The organism is Streptomyces tateyamensis (assembly GCF_003205575.1).
Classification (GTDB): domain Bacteria; phylum Actinomycetota; class Actinomycetes; order Streptomycetales; family Streptomycetaceae; genus Kitasatospora; species Kitasatospora tateyamensis.
In genome coordinates this window covers 49,537-73,073 of record NZ_PYBW01000039.1, presented here as the reverse complement: position 1 = coordinate 73,073, position 23,537 = coordinate 49,537, and the positions used below count along the sequence as shown (strand labels likewise).

The 23,537-nt window shown below is 73.3% G+C and carries 21 protein-coding genes and 1 pseudogene; 18 read left to right on the top strand and 4 right to left on the bottom strand.

The window, feature by feature from the left end; translation table 11 throughout:
* Nucleotides 1-176: 176 nt before the first annotated feature.
* Both C7C46_RS12590 and C7C46_RS12585 read right to left on the bottom strand, forming a co-directional pair.
* Complete coding sequence (locus tag C7C46_RS12590; protein ID WP_110668839.1) at nucleotides 177-1,319, bottom strand: DegT/DnrJ/EryC1/StrS family aminotransferase; 1,143 nt, start codon at nucleotides 1,317-1,319, stop codon at nucleotides 177-179.
* A complete protein-coding gene (locus C7C46_RS12585) occupies nucleotides 1,316-2,491 on the bottom strand; it encodes a DegT/DnrJ/EryC1/StrS family aminotransferase (protein ID WP_245984376.1) in 1,176 nt (391 codons plus the stop codon). Before C7C46_RS12585 ends, C7C46_RS12590 begins: the two co-directional genes overlap by 4 nt.
* A gap of 236 nt (nucleotides 2,492-2,727) precedes the next feature.
* Between C7C46_RS12585 and C7C46_RS12580 the strand changes: the two genes are divergently transcribed.
* The 10 genes from C7C46_RS12580 (at nucleotide 2,728) to C7C46_RS12540 (ending at nucleotide 11,862) form a co-directional block, all read left to right on the top strand.
* Nucleotides 2,728-3,774 (top strand): Gfo/Idh/MocA family oxidoreductase, encoded by a 1,047-nt coding sequence (locus tag C7C46_RS12580; RefSeq protein WP_110668837.1) that lies wholly within the window; start codon nucleotides 2,728-2,730, stop codon nucleotides 3,772-3,774.
* Nucleotides 3,764-4,708 carry a sugar phosphate isomerase/epimerase family protein gene (locus tag C7C46_RS12575; protein WP_220040603.1) on the top strand — a complete coding sequence of 315 codons (945 nt, stop codon included), beginning with the start codon at nucleotides 3,764-3,766 and terminating at the stop codon, nucleotides 4,706-4,708. Before C7C46_RS12580 ends, C7C46_RS12575 begins: the two co-directional genes overlap by 11 nt.
* On the top strand, nucleotides 4,702-6,021 hold the full coding sequence (locus tag C7C46_RS12570; RefSeq protein ID WP_110668835.1) for a M20/M25/M40 family metallo-hydrolase: 1,320 nt from the start codon (nucleotides 4,702-4,704) through the stop codon (nucleotides 6,019-6,021). The genes C7C46_RS12575 and C7C46_RS12570 overlap by 7 nt, the downstream gene beginning before the upstream one ends.
* Entirely contained in the window at nucleotides 6,012-7,181 is a 1,170-nt protein-coding gene (locus tag C7C46_RS12565) for an Ldh family oxidoreductase (RefSeq protein ID WP_110668833.1), read from the top strand. The genes C7C46_RS12570 and C7C46_RS12565 overlap by 10 nt, the downstream gene beginning before the upstream one ends.
* Nucleotides 7,178-8,140 (top strand): Gfo/Idh/MocA family protein, encoded by a 963-nt coding sequence (locus tag C7C46_RS12560; RefSeq protein WP_110668831.1) that lies wholly within the window; start codon nucleotides 7,178-7,180, stop codon nucleotides 8,138-8,140. The genes C7C46_RS12565 and C7C46_RS12560 overlap by 4 nt, the downstream gene beginning before the upstream one ends.
* Nucleotides 8,137-8,565, top strand: coding sequence for a DUF6917 domain-containing protein (locus C7C46_RS12555; RefSeq protein WP_110668829.1), 429 nt, complete (start codon nucleotides 8,137-8,139; stop codon nucleotides 8,563-8,565). Before C7C46_RS12560 ends, C7C46_RS12555 begins: the two co-directional genes overlap by 4 nt.
* 432 nt (nucleotides 8,566-8,997) lie before the next feature.
* On the top strand, nucleotides 8,998-9,138 hold the full coding sequence (locus tag C7C46_RS34980; protein WP_181442328.1) for a hypothetical protein: 141 nt from the start codon (nucleotides 8,998-9,000) through the stop codon (nucleotides 9,136-9,138).
* A 77-nt stretch (nucleotides 9,139-9,215) separates the two neighbouring features.
* Nucleotides 9,216-9,509 carry a Dabb family protein gene (locus C7C46_RS12550; RefSeq protein ID WP_110668827.1) on the top strand — a complete coding sequence of 98 codons (294 nt, stop codon included), beginning with the start codon at nucleotides 9,216-9,218 and terminating at the stop codon, nucleotides 9,507-9,509.
* A 245-nt stretch (nucleotides 9,510-9,754) separates the two neighbouring features.
* The gene (locus C7C46_RS12545; RefSeq protein WP_245984375.1) at nucleotides 9,755-10,765 is read left to right on the top strand and encodes an RNA polymerase sigma factor SigF; all 1,011 of its coding nucleotides are present in this window, start codon (nucleotides 9,755-9,757) and stop codon (nucleotides 10,763-10,765) included.
* 170 nt (nucleotides 10,766-10,935) lie between these two features.
* Nucleotides 10,936-11,862, top strand: a complete 927-nt coding sequence (locus C7C46_RS12540; protein WP_110668825.1) for an RNA polymerase sigma factor SigF — start codon at nucleotides 10,936-10,938, stop codon at nucleotides 11,860-11,862.
* A 51-nt stretch (nucleotides 11,863-11,913) separates the two neighbouring features.
* Here the strand turns inward: C7C46_RS12540 and C7C46_RS12535 are convergent, their stop codons facing one another.
* A complete protein-coding gene (locus C7C46_RS12535) occupies nucleotides 11,914-12,834 on the bottom strand; it encodes a tyrosine-protein phosphatase (protein ID WP_181442320.1) in 921 nt (306 codons plus the stop codon).
* A 398-nt stretch (nucleotides 12,835-13,232) separates the two neighbouring features.
* Between C7C46_RS12535 and C7C46_RS12530 the strand changes: the two genes are divergently transcribed.
* The 8 genes and pseudogenes from C7C46_RS12530 (at nucleotide 13,233) to C7C46_RS12495 (ending at nucleotide 23,219) form a co-directional block, all read left to right on the top strand.
* Nucleotides 13,233-15,446, top strand: coding sequence for a hypothetical protein (locus tag C7C46_RS12530; RefSeq protein ID WP_245984374.1), 2,214 nt, complete (start codon nucleotides 13,233-13,235; stop codon nucleotides 15,444-15,446).
* A 113-nt stretch (nucleotides 15,447-15,559) separates the two neighbouring features.
* Nucleotides 15,560-17,020 (top strand): GT4 family glycosyltransferase PelF, encoded by a 1,461-nt coding sequence (gene pelF / locus C7C46_RS12525; RefSeq protein WP_110668821.1) that lies wholly within the window; start codon nucleotides 15,560-15,562, stop codon nucleotides 17,018-17,020.
* A complete protein-coding gene (locus C7C46_RS12520; protein WP_110668819.1) occupies nucleotides 17,017-18,531 on the top strand; it encodes a hypothetical protein in 1,515 nt (504 codons plus the stop codon). The genes pelF and C7C46_RS12520 overlap by 4 nt, the downstream gene beginning before the upstream one ends.
* Before the next feature lie 36 nt (nucleotides 18,532-18,567).
* Nucleotides 18,568-19,560, top strand: a complete 993-nt coding sequence (locus C7C46_RS12515; RefSeq protein ID WP_110668817.1) for an SDR family NAD(P)-dependent oxidoreductase — start codon at nucleotides 18,568-18,570, stop codon at nucleotides 19,558-19,560.
* A gap of 92 nt (nucleotides 19,561-19,652) precedes the next feature.
* Nucleotides 19,653-20,363 (top strand): annotated as a pseudogene (locus tag C7C46_RS12510) (nucleotidyltransferase family protein); the annotation flags it as partial.
* A 185-nt stretch (nucleotides 20,364-20,548) separates the two neighbouring features.
* The gene (locus C7C46_RS12505; protein ID WP_110668815.1) at nucleotides 20,549-21,454 is read left to right on the top strand and encodes an NAD-dependent epimerase/dehydratase family protein; all 906 of its coding nucleotides are present in this window, start codon (nucleotides 20,549-20,551) and stop codon (nucleotides 21,452-21,454) included.
* Nucleotides 21,451-22,254, top strand: a complete 804-nt coding sequence (locus tag C7C46_RS12500; RefSeq protein ID WP_110668969.1) for a spherulation-specific family 4 protein — start codon at nucleotides 21,451-21,453, stop codon at nucleotides 22,252-22,254. Before C7C46_RS12505 ends, C7C46_RS12500 begins: the two co-directional genes overlap by 4 nt.
* Nucleotides 22,242-23,219, top strand: coding sequence for an endo alpha-1,4 polygalactosaminidase (locus tag C7C46_RS12495; RefSeq protein ID WP_425470057.1), 978 nt, complete (start codon nucleotides 22,242-22,244; stop codon nucleotides 23,217-23,219). Before C7C46_RS12500 ends, C7C46_RS12495 begins: the two co-directional genes overlap by 13 nt.
* A gap of 36 nt (nucleotides 23,220-23,255) precedes the next feature.
* Here C7C46_RS12495 and C7C46_RS12490 read toward each other — a convergent pair whose 3' ends face one another.
* On the bottom strand, nucleotides 23,256-23,453 hold the full coding sequence (locus C7C46_RS12490) for a hypothetical protein (protein ID WP_110668813.1): 198 nt from the start codon (nucleotides 23,451-23,453) through the stop codon (nucleotides 23,256-23,258).
* Between the last annotated feature and the right edge of the window lie 84 nt (nucleotides 23,454-23,537).

The window sequence follows — 23,537 nt, the reverse complement described above, 5'->3', positions numbered from 1 at the left end:
TCTTGGTCGGTCCGGTCACGCGGCGTCGCCCGTTCGGACGGATGCGTGCTTCACTCGGACGGGGCTGCTGCTTCACCCGAACGGCGGGCCCGGCCGACACCCGCCATTCGGGGTCAACCGGGCCCAGGAGCCGACAAGTCGGACGAACGCCAGCTTCAAAAGTCGGGAAACAGAAGTCAGTTGGTGGCGAACTCACACACCGCATCGGCGACGAGCTCGACCTGAGGATCCGTCAGATGCGGGTAGACCGGGATGGAGAGGGCCTGTTCGGCCGCCCGGTCGGCGGCCGGCCAGTCGTCACCCGGGCGGGCGAGCGGGGCGAAGGCCGGCTGGCGGGGCAGCGCCAACGGGTAGTAGGCGTGCGAGGCCACCCCGCGCGCGGCCAGGTGCCCGGCCAGCTCGTCCCGGCGCTCGGCGAGCAGCGTGTAGACGTAGAAGCACCGCCCGTCCCGCTCCGGCGCGGCGGCGGGCGGGGCCTGGATCCCGCGCCCGGCCAGCGGCGCGAACCGCTCGGTGTAGTAGGCGGCGATCTCGGCCCGCCGGGCCAGCCGCCCGGCCAGCCCCGGCAGCCGGTACCGCTGGAAGGCCGCCTGCAGCTCGTCGAACCGGCTGTTCCAGCCGATCCGGTGGTGCCGGAACCTGGTCCGCCCGTCCTGCCCGTGGTTGCGCAGCATCCGCACCACCCGGCCGATCCCGGCGTCCCGGGTGACCACCGCGCCGCCCTCGCCGGGCATCCCGAAGGTCTTCACCTGGACGAAGGAGTACACCCCCGCCTCCCCCCAGAGCCCGGCAGCCCGCCCGGCCAGCACCCCGCCCTGGGCCACCGCGGAGTCCTCCAGCAGCCGCAGCCCGTACTGCCCGGCCAGCGCGGCGAAGGTCGGCAGGTCGGCCATCACCGAGAACATGTGGGCCGGCATCAGCGCCTTGGTCCGCCCGGTGATCCGCCGTTCCGCCTCCCCCGGGTCCAGCACCATGGTCCACGGGTCGACATCGGCGAAGACCGGCACCGCACCCAGCGCCAGCACGCTGGAGGCCAGGGGGGCGCAGCCGAAGGCGGGCACCACCACCTCGTCGCCGGGGCCGACCTCCATCGCGGCCAGCGCCAGGGTGAGCGCGGAGGTGCCGCTGGAGCAGGCCACCACGTCCGCCGCGCCCAACCGCTCGGCCAGCTCCCGCTCGAACAGCGCGGTCTGCTCGCCCAGGATGAATTGCTGACCGGGCGCGGTGCCGGTCTCCCGCAGCAGCCGCAGCAGCACCTCGCGGTCGCCCTCGAACAGGTCCGGCGGGAAGAACGGGATGGCCAGATCGGTCGTGGTCATCGGTAGAAGCTCCTGATCAGCTCGCAGACCCGGTCCAGCTGGTCCAGGGTCAGCTCGGGGTACAGCGGCAGCGCCAGGGTGTGCGCGCAGGCCGCCTCGGCCACCGGGAAGTCACCGGGGCGGTGGCCCAGTTCGGTGAAGCACGGCTGCAGCGGCAGCGGCGAGGGGTAGTAGACCTCGGTCTCCACCCCGTGCCGGGCCAGGTGGGCGGCCAACTCGTCGCGCCGCTCCGCCTCGATCAGGTAGACGTAGAAGACCTGGCCCTCGACCCCGCCCACCGCCGGGCGGCGCAGCACCCCGCGCTGCCCGGCCAGCCGCTCCTCGTAGGCGGCTGCCAGCTCGGCCCGGCGGGCGATGTCCGCGTCCAGCCTGGTCAGCTTGGCCAGCAGCACGGCGGCCTGCAGGTCGTCCATCTTGCTGTTGAAGCCGGGCAGCGAGGTGGCGGTGTTGATCGCCCGGAAGTCGCCGATGGTGCGGCCGAACCGCCCGTGGTGGCGCAGCGCGTCGACGGTGCGGGCGAGCTCCTCGTCGTCGGTGAGCACCGCCCCGGCGTCGCCGATCGCGCCCAGCGTCTTGGTCGGGAAGAAGGAGAGCACCCCGCCGGCGCCGAACAGGCCGGCGTGCCGCCCGCCCCGGCGCATCCCGATCGCCTCGGCGCTGTCCTCCAGCAGGGTCAGCCCGTGCTGCTGGGCCACGGCGGCCAGCCCCGGCAGGTCGGCGAGCCGGTGGAAGAGGTGCGCCGGCAGAAGGAACCTGGTCCGCTCGGTGACGGCGGCGGCCACCGCGGCCGGGTCCAGTCCGTAGCCGACCGGCTCGATGTCGGCGAAGACCGGGGTGCCGCCGGCCAGCACCACCGAGGAGGCCCCCGCGAAGAAGCTGAACGCGGGGACCACCACCTCGTCACCGGGCCGCAGCCCCGCGGCGCGCAGCAGCAGCACCAGCGCGTCGGTGCCGCTGTTCACCCCGACCACGTACCGGGCGCCGGTGTACCGGGCCAGCTCCTGCTCCAGCCGCTCGACCTGGCGGCCGTGCGAGAACTTTCCGTCGTCCAGCACCTCGCGGGCGTGGCGCTCGATCAGCGGCCAGAGCTCGGCGAAAGTGCGGGCCTGGTCGAAGAAGGGCACTGCGGGCCGCTCGCTCTGCTGCGGAACGGTGTCGGCGGGGCTCGGCACGGCTCCCCCTCACTGGGTGTTCGCGCTGGTCTCGGGGGCACCGAGGGTATGTCAACTCCAAGGCCGCATACCGTCAAAAGAGTGTTGATAGCGAGTAATCCACTCTTTCGAGAAGAAACACCCCAAAGTGAATTGACTTGTCGTCAGCGAGATCGGCAGGCTGGTCGGGACCCCCTGCCCGCGCCGACCCCACCGCCGCCTGCCCGCCGACGGGCCCGAGCAAGGAAGGCACCGCGATGCTCCGCACGCTCATCGTCGGCCTCGGCCGCGCGGGCGCCGGACTGCACCTGCCCGTGCTGCTGCGGCTGCGCCGCACGGCGGTCGGCCTGTTCGCCCCGGCCCCGGTGCTCGCGGTGGACCCGGCCGCCCGGCCCGCCCAGCTGCCCGCCGAGCTGCGCCGGCTCCCCACCCTGGCCGCCGCCCGCGCCGAGCTGGACCCGGCCCGCACCGTGGTGCACGTCTGCACCCCGCCGCGGGCCCGCGCCGCCCTGGTCGCCGAGCTCGCCGAACTGGGCTTCGAGCGGCTGATCCTGGAGAAGCCGCTGGCCACCGACCCGGCGGACCTGGCCGCGCTCGCCGCCCTGGTGCACCGCCACCGGCTGCAGGTCGCCGTGGTGGCCCCCTGGCTGGCCAGCGCGCTGACCGACCGGCTGACCACCCTGGTGCGCGGCGGTCCGCTCGGCGAGCTGCGCCGGATCGCGGTGCGCCAGCACAAGCCGCGGTTCCGCCGCTCGCTGACCACCGACGGCCACCCCACCGCCTTCGACGTCGAACTGCCGCACTCGCTGGGCGTGGTACTGCGGCTGGCCGGCGACGCCGAGGTGGCCGCCGCCTCCTGCCACGACCTGCGGGCGGCCGGCCGGCTGCGCCCCGGGCTCGGCGGGGCCCGACTGCTGCTGGCCCACCACGGCGGCGTGCGCAGCGAGTTGGTGTCCGACCTGACCAGCCCGGTGCGCGAGCGGCGGATCACGCTGCGCTTCGCGCACGGCACCGCGACCGGCCACTACCCGGGCAGCGCCGACGACGAGTACGCCCAACTGCGAGTCGACTCCCAGCGGTTGCAGCTGCGCGAGGTGTTCCCCGACGACTCGCTCGGCAGCTACCTGCAGCGCACCTACGCCCGCTTCCTGGCCGGCCCGCTGGCCCCGGAGCGGGAGTTCGCCCCCCAACTGCGCGCGGTCCAGCTGCTCGGCGCCGCGAAGGCCCTGAGCGGCATTGCCGCCACCGCTCCCGCCCTCACCGCCGTCGCCCCCTGCGAACCGGAGCTCACCCGTGTCCACTGACCTCTCCCCCCGCCGGATCACCAGCCACTCGCCGCCGGGCCGCACCGAACGGCGGATCGGCTACTGCGGGATCACCGACGAGGCCGCCGCCGACCTCGCCGGACAGCTCGCCGCCGCCCGTGAACTCGGCTGGCAGGCCATTGAGTTGCGCACCGTCGACGGCCAGCCGCTGGACCTGCTCAGCCGCCCCGCCTTCGCCCGGGCCGCCGCCCGGATCGCCGAGGCCGGCCTGACCGTCCCGGTGGTCGCCTCCCGGATCGGCGGCTGGGCCCGCCCGATCAGCTGCGACCTGGACCAGGAGCTGGTCGAGCTCACCGTGCTCGCCGACCGGTGCACCGCGCTCGGCACCCGCTACCTGCGGATCATGTCCTACCCCAACGACGCACTGCCCGAGCAGGAGTGGGAGCGCGAGGTGCTGCGCCGGATCCGGGTGCTGGCCCGCCGGGCCGCCGAGCTGGGCGTGGTGCTGCTGCACGAGAACTGCTCCGGCTGGGCCGGCCGCGACGGCGGGCGGGCGCTGCGGCTGCTGGACGCGGCCGGCGGGACCGACCACTTCGGCCTGCTCTTCGACACCGGCAACGGCGCCGCCCACGGCTACCGGCCGCTGGAGCTGCTGCGCACCCTGGCGCCGTACGTGCGGCACGTCCAGGTGAAGGACGCGGTGCGTCGCGGCGACCAGGTCGAGTACCGGGTGCCGGGTCAGGGCACGGCCGAACTGGCCGACTGCCTGCGGCTGCTGCTGGACACCGGCTACCAGGGCCACCTGTCGATCGAACCGCACCTGGTGCACCGCCCGCACGAGGGCTTCCGGGCGCCGGCCGCCGTCTGCCGGGCCGAGTTCGCCGCGTGCGGGCAGGCGCTGCGCTCGCTGGCCGAGGCCGTGGTGGCGGGCGAACCGGGCTGGCGCACCGGCCCCGAGGGCCTGGCGTGCTGACCCCGGCCGACCATCAACTCCTGCTCGATCTGCTGGAGTTGCCGACCGCCGGGCCGCTGGAGCAGCCGGTGGTCCCGGCAGCCCTGTGGCAGGCCCAGCAGCGCTACGCCGAGGCCGCCGCCGAACTGGGCTTCGCCACCGTGCAGCACGCGGCGCCCGCCCCGCGCTGGGCCCAACTGCCGGACGTGCCGGTTCCGGTGCGCACCGCCGCCGCAGCCGACCCGGCCTTCCTGGCCGAGCAGCCCAGCCTGCTGCTGCGGCTGGGGCCGCCGCGCGAGCGGGCCCGCACCCTGATGTTCAACGTGCACCTGGACACCGTGGCGGGCCACTGGCCGGCGCACTGCACCGACGGGGCCTACCACGGGCGCGGTGCGGTGGACGCCAAGGGCCCGGCGGTGGCGCTGCTGGCGGGGCTGCGGGCCGCGCTGGCCGCCCGGCCCGAGCTGCCCGGGCACACCACCGTGCTGCTGCAGGCGGTGGCCGCCGAGGAGGGCGGCGCGCTGGGCACCCTGGGCACCCGCCCGCTGGTCGAGCAGGGCCACTACGGCCGGCTCAACGTGTTCTGCGAGCCCACCGGCAACCTCGCCCTGACCAGCAGCACCGCCGCGATGACCGCCCGGCTGCGGGTGGTCGGCCAGGACGCGGTGGACGACCAGCCGGCCGCCGGCCACAACGCCACGGTGCTGCTCGGCTTCCTGGCCCAGCACCTGGCCGCCACCGTGCACCCGGGCGACGGACGGCTGTGCGTGGCCGGCCTGCACACCGGCCACCTGCACAACCGGGTCTACGGCCGGGGCGAGCTGCTGCTCAACCTCGCCTACCCGGACCGGGCCACCGCCCAGCGGCTGGAGCGCGCCCTCACCACCGCGGTGGCCGAGGGCCTGACCGCCTTCGCCGACCGGTTCGCCGCCAACCCGCTGCTGGCCCGCACCGCGGTGGACGCCCGCCGGATCACCCGGCTGGACTGGCTCAAGCGCGGCCTGCCCGCCCTGGAGCCGCCGCTCGGCGAGCCCTGGCTGCCGCAGCTGCTGGCCGCGGCCGGCCTGGCCCGCTGGCCGGTCGACCGCCCGGCCTTCACCTGCGACGCGATCTGGCTGGCCAACCGCCCGGGCACCGCCACCGTGGTGCTCGGCCCGGGCACGCTGGCCGGCAACCAGGCCCATGCCGAGGGCGAGTTCGTCCGCACCACCGAGCTGACCGCGTTCGCCGAGTCGATCAGCCGGCTGCTGCTCGCCTTCGACCGGCACCCCACCCTGCCCAAGCCCTCTCCGAGCATCCCGCACCCCCAGGAGCCGCACCCCGTATGCCCCTGACCGCCACCCTCGAAGGCGATGGTGCCCGCCTGGGCACCACCGCCCCCCGCCCCGGCCTGCTGGTCCGCTACCCCGAGCTGCTGCGCTTCACCGCGGAGGTGTTCGCCGCCCGCGGCCTGCCCGCCGCCCGGGCCCGCACCGCCGCCGAGGCGCTCTGCTACGGCGACCTGACCGGCCTGACCTCGCACGGCCTGGCCAACCTGACCCGGCTGTACCTGCCGCTGCTGGACCAGGGCCGCACCGACCCGGCAGCCGAACCCGAGACCCTGGCCGACCTGGGCGCGGCCGTGCTGCGCGACGACCGCCGGGCACTGGGCCTGTGGGCGGCGCCGGCCGCGATGGACCTGGCCGTGGAGCGGGCCGCCGCGCACGGCATCGGGCTGGTCTCGGTGCGCGGCGCCACCCACCTGGGGTGCGCCGGCTTCCACACCCTGCGGGCCGCCCGCCGCGGCATGATCGGCCTGCTGGCCGCCAACTGCGGCCGGCAGCGGATCGCCCGGCCGCCGGGCGGGCGGGCGGCGCTGCTGGGCACCAACCCGCTGAGCGTGGCCGCCCCCGCCGGGGAGCGGCTGCACCCCTTCGTGCTGGACATGAGCACCACCGCGGTGCCGACCGGCCGGATCCGGGCCGCGGCCCGGGCCGGGCAGCCGATCCCGGAGGGCTGGCTGGCCGACGAGGACGGCGCACCGGTGACCGACCCGGCCGCCTTCGACCGCGGCGAGGCGCACCTGCTCTGGCTGGGCAGCCGGCCGGAGACCGGCGCCTACAAGGGGTACGGGCTGGGCCTGGTGGTCGAGGTGCTGGGCGCGCTGCTGTCCGGCGCGGGCCTGGGCCCGGCGCCGGAGGCGCTGGCCGGGGACGGCGGGCCGACCGGGCGCGACGACGACATCGGCTACCTGGCCCTGGCGGTGGCCCCCGGCGCGCTGCGCTCCGGGGCCGACTTCACCCGGGAGGCGGCGGAGCTGTTCGCCACCCTGCTGGACTGCCCGCCGGTGGACCCGACCGCGCCGGTCGGCTACCCGGGCCACCCCGAGGGCGAGCTGGCGGCCCGTCAGCAGATCAGCGGGGTGCACCTGTCGCCGGCCCGGTTCGCGGAACTGACCGAGCTGGCCGCGGCCACCGGCCTGACCCCGCCGCGGCCGATCGGCGGTGCCGCGTGAACCACCCGCCGCGCCCGGTCGCCGTGATCGGCCTCGGGGTGATCTCCCGGTTCTACCTGGCCGCGATCGAGGCCGACCCCGGATTCGAGCTGGCCGCGGTCTGCGACCTGAGCGCGGCGGCGCTGGCCGACGGCCCGCCGGTGCCCGGCTACCGGGACCACCGCGCGCTGCTGGCCGCCCACCCCGAGCTGGCCGCCGCAGTGGTCACCGCGCCCAACGACGCGCACTACCCGCTCTGCCGGGACCTGCTGGCCGCCGGGCTGCCGGTCTGCGTGGAGAAGCCGCTGGCCACCGACCCGGCCGACGCGCAGCGGCTGGCGGCGCTGGCCGCCGGGCGCGGCACCGTGCTGTTCACCGCCTTCCACCGGCGCTACAACCACCCGCTGCGCGAGCTGCTGGCCCGCCTGGACCAGCCGGTGCGGCAGTTGACGGTGCGCTACTTCGAGCAGATCGAGGAGCACATCGGCCAGGACCGCTGGTACCTGGACCCGGCGCGCTGCGGCGGCGGCTGCGTGGCGGACAACGGGCCGAACGCCTTCGACCTGGTCCGCCTGGTGCTGGCCGGCGCCGAGCCGGCGGTGGTCCGCGCCACGGTGGAGCGCGACGCGGCGGGGCTGGACCGGCGGGCGGTGGTGGAGCTGGCCACCGACGAGGCACCGCCGCGCCGGGCCCGGGTGGAGCTGGACTGGAGCTACCCGGGCGAACTCAAGGACGTGTCCATCACACTGGCCGACGGCAGCGTGCACCGGGCCGATCTGCTGGCCGGGTGCCCGGGGTTCAAGGAGTCGCTCTGGCACGAGTACCGCGGCATCCTGGCCGCCTTCGGCGCCGCGCTGGACCGCCCCGGCGGGCACCGCGACGGCGGCCAGGCCGCGCTCGACCTGGTGCACGCGGCCTACCGGCTGGCCGGCGAACAGGCCACCCACGTCGCGATCCGCATTCCCGAGGAGGTCCGATGACCGAGCTGACCCACCACCAGGTCCGGCCGCGCGAGGACGGCGCCAAGCGCGCGGTGGCCGGTGAGCTGGTCAAGGTGCTGGTGCACCGCCGGGAGGACCGCGGCATGACGGTGGAGCCGTACGCCAGCCGCTGCGTGCGGGCCGGCGAGCTGCACGAGCTGGTCACCACCGACCTGTCCGAGGCGCAGGCCGGCACCCGGGTGGACCGGGTCGGGTTCCTGGGCTTCACCGAGATCTCCCGGGCGGGGGTGATCGACCGGGGCGACACGGTCTGGATCGGCGGCCGCCCGGTGGGCACCGTGCTGGGCTTCGACGCCTGCCACTTCCCCAACCACTACAACATCCTGATCAGCACGGGCGAGCCGGTGACCGGCGAGGAGCTGGGGCTGGTCCCGGAGGCCGAGGTGCGCTTCACCCAGTCGTAGCGCCGGCCGGGACGGGGTGGTCGGCCGGGGGGTCGGCCTGAGATCGGCCGGAAGAGAGGGAACAGCGGAGCCGACGACCCATCAGCTCCGCTGAGGGGGCAGCCGACTCGGGGGGACTAGTCGGCTGCCCCGGCGGAGTTCCCCAACCCAGTGCCGTGTCAGGGGGGAAGCCACGGCACCCGGTCCCACAGCGGGGAGACTCCGGACCAACGCACCGGGGATTCCTGCCAGGTCCCCGGTACGTCAACCATCCTGCCGTCGCGCTCGGTCCGAGGCATCCGCACAATGACCCGAGTCACTGGGACCTTCGTCCCGCCGGGTGAACGCGCCCCTCACCTGATTACGCCGAACGGTGGATAAGCTGCGCTCTGACCCGGGTGGGGAAGACGGCGGAGGGTGGCGGTCGGGATGGCTCAGGCACGGAAGATAGGCATGTACCTGCTGCTGATCTTCGTGGTGTACACGATCATCCATTCGCCCGCCCGCGCGGCGGAACTGGTCCAGTCGGGTTTCGTCGGCATCTCGGACGCGGCCAACTCGCTCGGGCAGTTCATGTCCGGGCTGGTCAAATAGCGGGCACTCCGGCCGCCCGCCGCGGGCCCCGGGTTACCGTGTCGAGGTCTGTCGCCCTCACCCCGCTGGAGTCTCCCGTGATCCGCCACCTGGTCCTGTTCAAGCTCAACGAAGGCATCGCCAAGGACGACGAGCGCGCGCTCGCCGCCGCCAAGGGCTTCGAGGGGCTCGACCAGCAGATCCCCGAGCTGCTCGAGTGGCAGACCGGCTGGAACGTCAGCCCGCGCGACGTCGCCTACGACTTCGCCCTGAACAGCCTGTTCGCCGACGAGGCGGGCCTGAACGCCTACGCCACCCATCCGGCGCACGTGGCCGTCGCCCAGCAGTGGCGCGAGATCGCCACCCTGGTGGTCGCCGACTTCGAGGTCTGACCGGCCCTGGCGGCCCCGTCTGCCAGTCAGTCGCACACGCACCACCCAACGGCCCCCCGCCACCCGGTACCGCCACGCGCGGCATCCGGGCGATCGGGGGGCCGTGGCGCATTCGGCCGCAGCCACCCGACGGTCCGTCAACACGCCTCCGAGTGGTGCTTGAACGGAGCGCGCCCGGCTTGTGATGCTATGACCGATTTTGCCGGTCAGGGCAGGGCGGTCAACGAGGAGGGGGTGGCGCGTCCGTGCGGATCCAGGACGACCGGCCGCGGGCCGGCACGGACACCGGCACGGCGCGGACGGCGCCGGCGGCACGGACCGAGGTGGCGGCACTCGCGGAGCCGTCGGCCCGCACGGACGCACCGACCCGCACCGAGCCCGTGGCCCGCACCGAGCCGGCGTCCCCCACCGAGCCGGTGGAGCAGCCGGAGCCGGTCGAGCACGCCGAGCCGCCCGAGCCGCCGGAGCCACCGGAGCCGCCCGCCGAGGGCGGCGGCCCGATCGACGTGCGCACCCTGACCCGGGTGCTCTTCGAGCGGCTGGCCGAGCTGCCGCCGCACGCACCCGAGCGCGCGCAGGTGCGGGCCGCCCTGATCGAGGTCAACATCCCGCTGGTGCGCTACGCCGCCACCCGGTTCCGCAGCCGCAACGAGCCGATGGAGGACGTGGTCCAGGTCGGCACCATCGGCCTGATCAACGCGATCGACCGGTTCGACCCGGACCGCGGCGTGCAGTTCCCCACCTACGCACTGCCGACCATCCTGGGGGAGATCAAACGTTACTTCCGCGACAACGTGCGCACCATGCACGTCCCGCGCCGGCTCCAGGAGCTCTGGGTCCAGGTCAGCGGCGCGATGGAGGAACTGACGGTCACCCACGGCCGCACCCCCAAGGTGCCCGAGATCGCGGCCAACCTGCGGATCCCGGAGGAGGACGTACGGGCCTGCCTGGACGCCGGGCGGGCCTACAACGCCGCCTCGCTGGAGGCCGCCCAGGAGCACGAGAGCGGGCTGGCCCTGCTGGACCGCCTCGGCTACGAGGACTCCGCGCTGACCGACGTCGAGCACCGCGACATGGTCCGCCACCTCCTGGTCCAGCTGCCGGAACGGGAGCGCCGGATCGTGATGCTGCGGTTCTTCGCCAACCTGACGCAGTCCCAGATCTCCAGCGAGCTCGGCATGTCGCAGATGCACGTCTCCCGGCTGTTGTCGAGAATCTTGACCAGGCTGCGGACCGGAAACTCCTGGGACGAATGAGCAGGAACAACCCATAGCTGCGCGTTACCGCCATGTGACATCTCGCGACGTCGGGGTTTGCGACCCGCGCCCGGCCGGTAAGCAAGCGGTGGGGCACGCCGATCACTCGGCGCAGACCGGGGAACCGCCGAGCGGGGGCTCCCGTTGACCAGTCACGAGGGGGTGGGTGCATGTCCGCAGAAACGGTCAGCACGAAGATCCACGGTGGTACGGCGGTCGCCGAGCAGCAGCCCCGGGCGACGGACCACCAGCTGACGGACCAGCAGCCGACGGACCCCCAGTCGACGCCCGCCCAGCCGGTGCCCGCCCAGCCGGCCGCGCCGCAGGCCACCGCGAACCTGGACACCCGCACCCTCTCCCGCTCGCTCTTCCGCCGGCTCGCCACGGTGGAGCCGGGCAGCGCCGAGCACATCTACGTGCGCGACACCCTGATCGAGCTCAACCTGCCGCTGGTGCGCTACGCCTCGGCCCGGTTCCGCAGCCGCAACGAGCCGATGGAGGACATCGTCCAGGTCGGCACCATCGGCCTGATCAAGGCGATCGACCGGTTCGACCCGGACCGCGGGGTGGAGTTCCCCACCTTCGCGATGCCCACCGTGGTGGGCGAGATCAAGCGCTTCTTCCGGGACACCAGCTGGTCGGTCCGGGTGCCGCGGCGGCTGCAGGAGCTGCGGCTGGCGCTCACCAAGGCCGGCGAGGAGCTCTCCCAGCGGCTGGACCGCTCCCCCACCGTGGCCGAGCTGGCCGTGTGCCTCGGGGTCAGCCAGGAGGACGTGGTGGAGGGCCTGGCGGTGGGCAACGCCTACACCGCTAGCTCCCTGGACTCGACGCCCGGCGAGGAGGACGGGGACGGCCCGCTGGCCGAGCGGCTCGGCTACGAGGACCTCGCGCTGGAGGGCGTGGAGTACCGCGAGTCGCTCAAGCCGCTGCTGGCCAAGCTGCCGCCCCGGGAGCGCCGGATCATCATGCTGCGCTTCTTCGGCAACCTGACCCAGTCCCAGATCGGCGAGGAGATCGGCATCTCGCAGATGCACGTCTCCCGGCTGCTCACCAAGACCCTGACCCAGCTGCGCGAGGGGCTGACCAGCGAGGGCTGACCTCTCGAAGGCCGACCGCCCCTGCCGCGGGGGCGAAGGCTGCGGCCGGGCTCAGGCGCCGTCGAGCAGGTTGGCCCGCAGCCCGGCCAGCACCTGATCGTCCAGGCCCAGGCCCGCCCGCCAGAACTCCTCGAAGCCCGACCAGCCGGCCGCCACCTCGGCGAAGGCCGCCTCCAGGTAGGCGGCGTCGGCCAGGAAGAGCGGCAGCAGCAGGGTCGGCTCCTGCATCAGGCCGCGGGTGTGGAAGCTGTCGACCAAGGTGTCGATCAGTTCGGCGGAGCGCACGTTGGTCAGCAGGTAGTCCTCGAAGACCGTGTCCCGGTCCACCCCGAGGGCGGTGAGCAGCAGGGCCGCGGTCCAGCCGGTGCGGTCCTTGCCGGCCGTGCAGTGGAAGATCACCGGCCCCTGCCCCGGCTCCGCCAGCAACCGCAGCACCGTGGCGAACCGCTGCCGGGCCACCGGGTCGGTGACGAACCAGCGGTAGAGGCCGACCATGATCTCCGCGGCCCGCCCGTCGCCGAGCAGTTCGCGCTGCTTGACCGGGTCGCGGTCGGCCAGCGCCCGGCGCAGCGCCACGTAGATGTCGAAGTCGGCGGCGAAGATCGGCAGGTGGTGGAGGGTGAGGCCGTCGGGTCCGGGCGCGCGCACGCTCAGCGGCTCGGCGGAGTACTCCACCGCTGTGATGTCCGCCACAGGCAGGCCGGGCACCCGGTCGGGTCCGGCCTGCCGGACCTCGGCCAGGCTGCGCAGATCGATCACGTGTCGGACGCCCAGCGCGGCGAACGGCTCATGATCGGCTTCGGTCAGCCGGTTCAGCCCGTCGCTGCGCAGCACCAACCCGCTGCGCACCGGCCGTCCGTCGGCGGTGCGGTAACCGCCGAGGTCACGTGCGTTGACGGCGCCGGGCAAGCCGAGGCTGCGGGCGGCCAGTTCGCCCACGGCCTGATCGGGGTGAGCGGGCTGGTCGATCACTACTGCTCCTCGGGGTCTGCCGAACTGCGGTCCGACAAGACTACGAAGTGCGCCCGCTCGTGCACACAAGTCACTCGGAGCGCGCGAGGCGGTCTTGCGCGCCCGTATACGACATGTTTCGCCTGGTGAGACGCGTTCATCAAACAGAAATTGTCATGGCCCATCCCGGCTTAGCTGCACATTAAGTCCGGCTTAACAACTTTCCGGTGCCCAAGGTGGCACCAAGGTGAACGTCTATGACAGATTGGCTGCACTATCACTCGTTCAGCCCATGCAGCCGGTATTTCTGGCCCACCATGGTCGGCAGTGACGAGCACGGCTGACCGTGCGACTCGGGGGACACAAGTACAGCCGGGTGGATGCACGGGGGCGCTCCACCTTCTCAGGGGAGGAACCACATGGGTCGAGTGACCCGTCGGGCTGCCGCGTGCGCGGTAGCCGGTCTGTTGGCCGCGGGCCTGCAGTCCACGACCGCGTTCGCAGCAACGCAGAACAGAATTGACCTCACCGTGCTCGTGGTCGACGACGGCGGCCCGGCCGTCGCCGCGATCACCGCGGAGCTCACCAGTGAGGGCACGCCTTACACCGTGGTCAAGCTGTCGGACCCCAACCGACCGCAGATCACCACGGCCTTCCTGAGCGACACCGTGAACGGCTCGCCGCGCGCCAAGTTCCAGGGCGTGGTGCTGCCGAACGACAACCCGTTCGCCTCGGGCTCCGCCGAGATGACCGCGCTGGCCGCCTACGAGGCGCAGTTCGGCATCCGGCAGGTCGACGCGTACACCTACGCCCGGCCGGACGTCGGTCTGAACTGGGCGCAGAACCCGGGCTTCATCGGGACCCTGGACGGGATGCAGGGCGGGGTCACCGCCGCCGGCACCGCCGGGCCGTTCGGCTACCTGCAGGGCAACGTCCCGTTCGAGGACAACGACCCGAGCGTCAGCGAGAGCTACGGCTACCTGGCCACCCCGCTGGCCACGCTGCCCGCCGGCGCCTCGTTCACCCCGCTGGTGGACATGCCGATCCCGGGCACCACCTCGCGCGGTTCGCTGGTCGGCGAGTACAGCCACGACAGCCGCAAGGAACTGGTCGTCACCTTCGTCTACAACCAGTACCAGCAGCAGTACCGGCTGCTGGCGCGCGGCATGGTGGACTGGCTGACCCAGGGCGTGCACCTCGGCTACGACCGGAACTACTTCGCGCTCCACGCGGACGACCTGTTCCTGTCCGACGACCGCTGGGACACCAACCTCAAGTGCACCCCCGGTGACGTGACCTGCCAGCCGGGCACCCCGGCCGACGGCAGCCCGATCCGGATGACCTCGGACGACGTGAGCTACCTGCTGCAGTGGCAGAAGGCGAACAACTTCACGATCGACTGGCCGTTCAACGGGTTCGGCAGCCAGGACTACCTGGAGCGCACGGGCGCCACCACGGACGGTCTGCTGACCTCGGTGCTGGCGAACCAGAACTCCATGCGGTTCATCAACCACACCTGGGACCACCCGTTCCTGGGCTGCCAGCAGAACGTCACGGTCGTGCCGTGGAAGTGCCAGACGGACGCCGCCGGCAACATCCAGTGGGTCAGCCAGGCGGACATCCAGAGCGCGATCCAGAAGAACATCGACTGGGCCAAGCAGCAGAAGCTGAACATCGACCAGACCGAGCTGCTCACCGGTGAGCACTCCGGCCTGGTCACGCTGCCGCAGCAGCCGACCGACAACCCGTTCCTGGCGCCCGCGTTCACCGCCGAGGGCATCAAGTTCACGGGTTCGGACGCGTCCCGCGAGTCGGGCCAGCGGCAGATCGGCTCCGCGCTGACCGTCCCGCGCTACCCGATGAACGTGTTCTACAACGCCGGCCACACCAACGAAGAGGTCGACGAGTACAACTGGATCTACACCAGCAAGGCCAACGGCGGCAGCGGGGTCTGCGAGACCGCGGGCAACTCCACCTGCCTGTCGGCCCCGCTGAACACCGGCACCGGGTACGCCTCGTACATCGTGCCGCTGGAGACCCAGATCGACCTGCGGCACGTGACCAGCAACGACCCGCGGCCGCACTTCATCCACCAGTCGAACTTCGCCGAGGACCGGATCGCCTACCCGGTGCTCAACTCGATCATCAGCAGCTACAACGGGCTGTACAACAGCACGGCCCCGATCGTGAACCTGCGCGAGGCGGCGATCGGCCAGGAGATGCAGAAGCGGGCGGCCTGGAACCAGGCGGTCTCGGCCGGCAAGGTGACGGCCTACCGGATCGGCAACACCGTCACCGTCCAGGCGCCGTCCGGCGTCCAGGTGGAGGCCACCATGCCGACCGGAACCGTGCAGACCCAGCTGCTCGGCTCGACCGCGTTCGGCAGCGCCTACGCGGGCACGCTGTCCGGCTGGGCCACCCCGGGCGTCTTCCAGAGCTCGGTCACGCTGACCCTCAGCTCGGGCTCCGCCCCGGCCGCGGTCAGCGCCGCCAAGGTCGCACCGACCACGGTCAAGACCAACAGCACCGCACCCAAGGCGGTGGTGCCCACGGGCACCAGCAAGGCGGTCTCGGCCGGCCCCGGTGACTCCAAGGGCACCAAGGGCAAGTCGCTGGTCCCGACCAGCAAGTAACACCAGCAGCAAGTAGCGGAACCCATCGGTGCGGCTCGTCCACCGTGACGAGACCGCACCGGTGCGGCGCCCGGCCGCCACCGGGTGCCACCGATGGGGGGAGAGGAAGCAGGATGCGCGTCACCTTGCTCACCGAGGGGACGTACCCGCACGCTCACGGCGGGGTCAGTGTCTGGTGCGACCAGCTCGTGCAGGGCATGCCCGACGTGGAGTTCGACATCATCGCGGTGACCGGTACCGGCGCCGAGGAGCTCGCCTGGGAGCTGCCGCCGCAGGTCAGGTCCGTCACCATGGCACCGCTGTGGGGACCGGCCGCCGCCGGCAAGCCGCCGCGCGGCCGTGAGCTGCGCCGTTTCCTGGACTCCTACGAGCGGTTCCTGCACTCGCTGCTGGACCCCGTCTACGCCACCCACTTCGGCACCGAGCTGTACAGCTTCGCCGACCTGGCCCGCCGCGGCCTGCTCAGCCCCGCGCTGCGCACCGAGGGCGCGCTGCGCACCCTGCAGGGCGTGTGGTCCCGGCCGTACCTGCCCACGGCCGCCTCGGACCCCTCCCTGCACGACGCCCTGCACGCCACCGACCTGCTCGAGCACGCGCTGCGCCCGCTCAGTGTGGAGCCGCCCCGGCACGGGGTCGCCCACGCCGTCAGCGGCGGCCTGGCCGCGCTGCCGGGCCTGATAGCCGCCCAGCAGTTCGCCGTACCGTTCCTGCTCACCGAGCACGGCATCTACCTGCGCGAGCGCTACCTGGGCTACCGCACGGGGCCGTACCGGTGGCCGGTCAAGGCGCTGCTGCTCGGCTTCTACCGGATGCTGGCCGAGGAGAGCTACTCGCAGGCCGCGCTGGTCACCCCGGGCAACCGGTACAACCGACGCTGGGAGGAGCGCGGCGGCACCCCCACCGAGAACATCCGCACCGTCTACAACGGGGTGGACCCCGAGCTGTTCCCGGCGGCCGGCCCCGAGCCGACCACGCCGACCCTCTCCTGGGCCGGCCGGGTCGACCCGATCAAGGACCTGGAGACCCTGATCCGCGCCTTCGCGCTGGTCCGGGCCGAGATACCCGACGCCCGGCTGCGCCTGTTCGGCGGCACCGCGCGCGGCGCCGAGGGCTACCGGGACGGCTGCGAGAAGCTGGCCCAGGAGCTGGGCCTGGGCGACTCGGTGGTCTTCGAGGGCCGGGTCGAGCTGATCCAGGACGCCTACGCGGCCGGCAACATCGTGATGCTCTCCAGCATCAGCGAGGGCTTCCCGTTCACCCTGATCGAGGCGATGTCCTCGGGTCGGGCGACGGTCTCCACCGATGTCGGCGGGGTGCGCGAGGCGGTCGGCGAGACCGGCCTGGTGGTGCCGCCGCGCGAGCCGGAGCCGATGGCCAAGGCGGCCCTGGAGCTGCTGCGCGACCCCGAGCGGCGGGCCCGGATGGGTGCCGAGGCGCGGCTGCGGGTGATCGAGCAGTTCACGCTCCGCCAGAACATCGACGGCTTCCGCTCCATCTACACCGAGCTGACGGCGGGTCAGACCAACCTGACGGTGGTCCACTCCCAGTCCCGCGACGCGGAGGGTGCCGCGTGAGCGGCCCGCTGCGGCTGGTGCCGGACGAGGGCACCCCCGGCTGGGCCGAGGAGACGATGCGGCTGCGCACCCTGCCGCCGCGCCGCCGCCGCCCCCAGGCGCCGGACCCCGCCGACCCCAAGCACCCGCCGGTCTCCGCCGACCCGCTGGACGACCTGGCCGAGCGGCTGGCCGACCTGTGCGCCGACGCGGTGCACCCCTACGAGATCGCCGCCTTCCTGGAGTCCGACGGCCTGACCGACGAGCAGGCCGCCCTGCTCTACGGCCGCGCGGACGCCTTCACCCTGGCCGAGGAGCTCTTCGCCAAGGTGGACCGGCGCTACCCGGGCCCGAGCAGCGCCGAGAACCCGTGGCGGATCGACCCCTGGCGCTGCGTGCTGCGCGGGCTGGTCTTCGCCCTGCCGGGCCTGGCCTACCTGCTGGGCGCCGACCTGTTCGCACCGCACCGGCTGCGCTACGGCCTGCCCTCGGGGATGGCCGCCACCGCGGCCGCCACCCTGATCAGCTGGGCCTGGAACCAGGCGCTGGCGCACCGCGCCTACGGCTGGCAGAGCCGGCTGGACCGCCGCTCGGCCGGGCTGACCCTGGCGATCGGCGCCCCGCTGGGGGCGGTGCTGGCCGGTGGCTGCGGCTGGCTGATCGGCGGGCCGCTGGCCGCCCTGGTCTTCCTCCTCGGCCAGTCCGGCTACCTGGCCGCGGCCACCGTGCTGCTGGTGCTGGGCCGGGAGAAGCACCTGCTGGTCGCGCTGGCCCCCTCGGCCGTCGGCGCGCTGCTGGTCCACCTGGTCGACCTGAACGGACTGGCCCGGGCCGCGGTGCTGGTGAGCACCCTGGCCGCGGCGCTCGGCCTGGCCGGCTGGGAACTGACCGACTGCCTGCGCGCGCCGGCCACCGTGCACACCGGCCCCAGCTGGTCGAGCACGCTGGCGGCCGGCCTGTTCGGCCTGGGCGTCGGCACCCTGACCATGGTCGCGGGCCTGGGTGCCGCCGTGCACCACGGCCTGCGACCGCACGCCCCGGCGGTACCCGACTCGGCCGCCGCCGGCCCCGCGCTGGTCGCCCTGACCCTGAGTCTGGGCCTGGCCGAGTGGCTGCTGTACCGCTACCGGGCGGCGGCCACCACCGCGCTGCGGGTCAGCCTCAGTCCCGGCGACTTCCGCCGCCGCACCACGCTGGCCCTGGCCGGCTGCCTGGGCGGCTACGTCGCCGCGGTGGCCGCGCTGGACTACGCGGTCACCCCGCTGTGGGCCTCGGCCCACCTGATCAGTCCCACCAGACTGGCCGCCCTGCTCCTGCTCGCCGCCGCGCTATGGACCGCGCTGCTGCTGCAGGCGCTCTCGGTGGCCTGGCGCACCGCCGGACTGGCCGTCTTCGCGGCCGGTTCCGAGATTCTCGCCCTGCTCCTCGGCGGCGACCCCGTGATGGCCCAGGTCTACGGCTGTGGAGCAGCAGCCGCCGTCCTGGTCCCGGTCGCCGTCGTGGTGCTGGGCCGCACCACGCGTCACCGCTGATTTCCCACACCACACAACAGAAGGCAGTTCACCGACATGACCACTGTCGCAGTCACCGGAGCCGAGGGATTCATCGGTTCCCATCTGGTCGAGCACCTGGTCGCCCACGGGCACCGGGTGCGGGCCATGGTCCAGTACAACTCCTTCTCCTCCTTCGGCTGGTTGGAGACCCTGGACCGGGACACCCTGGACTCGGTGGAGATCGTGCTCGGCGACGTGCGCGACCCGGGCTCGGTGAACGGGCTGGTCAAGGGGACCGAGGCGGTCTACCACCTGGCCGCGCTGATCGCGATCCCGTACTCGTACCAGGCGCCGCACTCGTACATCGAGACCAACGTGACCGGCACCCTGAACGTGCTGGAGTCGGTGCGCCACCTGGACATCCCGCGGCTGGTGCACACCTCGACCAGTGAGACCTACGGCACCGCGCAGACCGTGCCGATCACCGAGGACCACCCGATCAACACCCAGTCGCCGTACGCCGCCTCCAAGGCGGGCGGGGACCGGCTGGCGGACAGCTACCACGCGAGCTTCGACACCCCGGTGGTGACGCTGCGTCCGTTCAACACCTTCGGGCCGCGCCAGTCGATGCGCGCCGTGATCCCCACCGTGATCGCGCAGATCGCCGCCGGGGAGCGCGAGATCACCCTGGGCGACCTGCGGCCCACCCGCGACTTCATGTTCGTCAAGGACACCGCCGCCGCCTTCCACGCGGTCGGCACCGCGCCCGCCGACACCGTGGTGGGACGCACCTTCAACGCCGGCACCGGCGGCGAGATCTCGGTCGGCGACCTGGTCACCCTGGTCGGCAAGCTGATGGAGGTCGACCTGACGGTCCGCGAGGACACCCAGCGGATCCGCCCGGCCAACTCCGAGGTGATGCGCCTGGTGGCCGACGCCAGCCGGCTGCGCGCCGCCACCGACTGGGCCCCGGCCCACTCGCTCGAGGCCGGCCTGGAGAAGACCATCGCCTTCTTCCGGGACCCCGCCAACCTGGCCCGCTACAAGACCGACCTGTACAACGTGTGACCCGGTCCGAGCACGTCACGGCGCTGAACAGCGTCCAGTTCTGAGCACGCTCTGTGTTGACACAGTCCAGTCGACTTCGTGGGGGAGACCACATGCACGCAGTGATCCTGGCCGGCGGCAAGGGTGTTCGGCTGCGCCCGTACACCACCGCCCTGCCCAAGCCGCTGGTCCCGATCGGTGACCAGCACGCCATCCTGGAGATCGTGATGCGGCAGCTCGCCGCCGCGGGCTTCAAGACGGTCACGCTCGCCATCGGCCACCTCGGCCACATCATCCGCGCCTACGTCGGCAACGGTTCGCAGTGGGGGCTGCGGGTCGGCTACGCCGTCGAGGACACGCCGCTGGGCACCATGGGCCCGCTGCTCACCATGCTCGACCGGCTGCCCGACAACTTCCTGGTGATGAACGGCGACATCCTCACCGACCTGGACTTCGCCGGGGTGCTCCAGCAGCACGAGGAGTCGGGTGCGCCGCTCACCATCGCGACCTACGCGCGCGAGGTGAAGATCGATTTCGGGGTGCTGACCACCGAGCGCGGCACCATCACCGGGTTCCACGAGAAGCCCAGCTACGACTACCGGGTCTCGATGGGCGTCTACGGCGTGTCCCGCAACGCCCTGGCCAAGTACCAGCCCGGGCTGCCGCTCGGCTTCGACGAGCTGGTGCTCGACCTGCTGGACTCCCAGACCCCGCCGTCCGCCTACGAGTTCGACGGCTACTGGCTGGACATCGGCCGCCCGGACGACTACGACCGGGCCAACGCCGAGTTCGCCCTGCGCCGCGATCTGCTGCTGCCCGCGGCGAACCCGGTGGCTCCGGCCGGCTCTGTGGCGCCGGTGGCACCGGCGGCACAGGCGGTACACGCGGCGCAGGTGGCGCAGGTGGCACAGGTGGCCGTGGCGGAGCCCACCTTGATCCCGGCCCAGCCCGCCAGTGGGCCGGTCGAGGTGCCGCAGCTCGCCGAGGCGGTCGCCGACGGGCGGGCCGCGTGAGGATCCTGCTGCTGGGTGGGGACGGGTTCCTCGGCCGGCACGTCGCAGTTGCACTGCGGGCCCTGCCCGCGGTGCAGCTGCGCACGGCCGGCCGGCGCCCGGACCACCACCTCAGGCTCGACCTGGCCACCTGTCAGGTCAAGGAGTTGGCCGTCGACCTCGCCGCGCAGGCACCCGACGTGGTGGTCAACTGCGCCGGTGCGGTCAGCGGCTCGGCGCTCCACCAGACCGAGGTCAACGCCCGCGGCCCGGCGGTGCTGGCCGAGGCGCTGCAGTTGGCCCGGCCCGGGGCCCGGTTGGTGCACCTGGGTTCGGCCGGCGAGTACGGCCCCGCGGAGCCGGGCAGCTCGCTGACCGAGCGCAGCCAGCCGAGCCCGCTGGGCATCTACGGGGTCACCAAGCTGGCCGGCACCCTGGCGGTCGCCGAGTCCGCCCTGGACGCGGTGTCGCTGCGGGTGTTCAACCCGCTCGGCCCCGGCTCACCGGCGGCCTCGCTGCCGGGCCGGCTGGCGGCCGAGCTGGCTGCCGGGCCGACCGGGGTGATCACCCTGGGCGACCTGAGCGCGCACCGCGACTTCGTGGACGCCCGGGACGTCGCCGCGGCGGTGGCCGCCGCGGTCACCGCCACCGGGCCGCTGCCGCGGATCCTCAACATCGCCGGCGGCCTGGCCAGGCCGGTCCGGGCGGTGGCCGAGGGCCTGATCGCGGCGGCCGGCTGGACCGGTGAGCTGGCCGAGACCGGGGCCGGCTCGGAGCGGTCGGCCGCGGTCTCCTGGCAGCAGGCCGACATCTCGGCCGCCCGCGCCACCCTGGGCTGGCAGCCGACTTTCCAACTCGCTGACAGCCTGCGCGACTTGTGGCAGGCAGCCGGCGGGGCCGCACCGACCGCCGGAGCACGATGACCGGCACCGCCACGGCCACCCGCCTGCTGGTGCCGCTGTACGTCCACCCCGCGGTGGACCCGGCGGCCTGGCAGGCGGTGGCGGCCGCGGGACCCGGTACGGTACGAGCCGTGGTACTCAACGTGGCCGACGGCCCGGGCCCGGCCCTGGAGCCGGCCTTCGCCGAGGCCTCGGCCCGACTGGCCGAGGCCGGGGTGGAGGTGCTCGGGTACGTCGACACCGGCTACGGCAGCCGGCCGCACGCCCAGGTGGTCGCCGAAATCCTCAACCACCGCGACTGGTACGGCACCACCGGGGTCTACTTCGACCAGGCGGCGACCCACCCGGACGCCGTCCCGCACTACCGCCGACTCGCCGTCGCAGCCCGGGCAGCAGGCTGCGCCACGGTCGTGCTGGGTCACGGTGACCACCCCGAACCCGCCTACGCCGAGCCCGAGTTGAGCGACCTTCTGGTCACCTTCGAGGGCACCTGGAAGAGCTACCAGGACCTGGTGCTGCCGCTGTGGACCGGACACCACCCGGCCGAGCGGTTCTGCCACCTGGTCTACGAGGTCCCCGCCGACCGGGCCGAGGCCACCGGCGCCCTGATCGCCTCCCGGCGAGCGGGCGTCGGTTGCGCGGTGCCCGGCAGCGGGGCCAACCCCTGGGACCGCCTGCCGTACGGGCTGTCCCCCACCACTGGCCCCACCGCTCAACCCTCAGCTCACCCCACTGCCCACCTCTCAGCTCACCCCTCCGCCAAGGGCCGACCCGCCACTCCATCGCCCTCGCCCCCGACCGACCCGGAGTGCCCGCTGTGACCCGTCGATCCGCCGCCGCCCTGTGGGCGGCCCTGACCTTGACCACCGCACTGCTGGCCAGTGCCTGCGGCAGCGACGGCGGAGGTGACGACGGGGACGCCACGCCGGCGCCGCAGCCGGTCCCCTCGCTCTCCGACGCCACCTCGGCCCCCGGCTCGCCCTCGGGCTCCCCGTCCGGACCGGCGACCTCGGCCTCCCCCGGCAGCAGCGCGCCGGGCCACCCCAGCGGCCCGGCGAGCTCCCCGGGTACCGGCAGCACCACCGGGGCGATCTGGCACCCCGCACCCGGCACCGCCTGGCAGTGGCAACTGGGCGGCTCGGTCGACCAGTCGGTGGACGTGCCGGTGTACGACATCGACGGCTTTGAGAACGGCGCCGACGTGGTCGCCGCCCTGCACGCCAAGGGCCGCAAGGTGATCTGCTACGTCAACGCCGGTTCCTGGGAGAGCTTCCGCCCCGACGCCGCCGCCTTCCCCAACTCGGTCGAGGGGTCCGGCAACGGCTGGAAGGGCGAGAAGTGGCTCGACATCAGGCAGTTGGACGTGCTGCGCCCACTGCTCGCCAAGCGGTTCGACATGTGCAAGGGGAAGGGCTTCGACGCCGTCGAGCCCGACCTGCTGGACGCCTACGTGAACAAGAGCGGCTTCCCGCTCACCGCGGACCAGCAGTTGGCGTTCAACCGGATGGTGGCCGGGCTCGCCCATGACCGGGGCCTGGGGGTCGCGCTCAAGAACGACCTGGACCAGATCCCGGCACTGGTGAACGACTTCGACTTCGCGGTCAACGAGCAGTGCGCGGAGTACTCGGAGTGCGACAAGCTCACCCCGTTCATCCAGCAGGGCAAGGCGGTGCTGCACGTCGAGTACAACGTGCCGAACGGTCAGTACTGCGGCCGGTCGAAGCAGTTGCAGCTCAGCTCGATGGAGAAGCACCTGGAGCTGGACGCCTGGCGCCAGCCCTGCTGACGCCGCGTCCGCCCCGGTACTGCGAGGGGCTCGCCGTTACTTGACGGCGAGCCAGACGACGACGGCGACGACAGCCAGCGCGACGACCGCCCCGATGACGATCATCCCGCTGCGGCCGCCGCCGCTGCCGGCGCGGTGCACCGACACGTTGCTCTGGGTCTCCACCTGCGGGGTCTCCACGAAGGCACGGAACATCTGGGTGCTGCCGGCGGGGTCTTCATAGTTCTCAGCCATGGCAGGGACTCTAACCAATCGGACCAGCTCCGGAACAGCCCGGACCCCTCGGGCGGGTGACACGCGGACGAACAGAACGGCGGG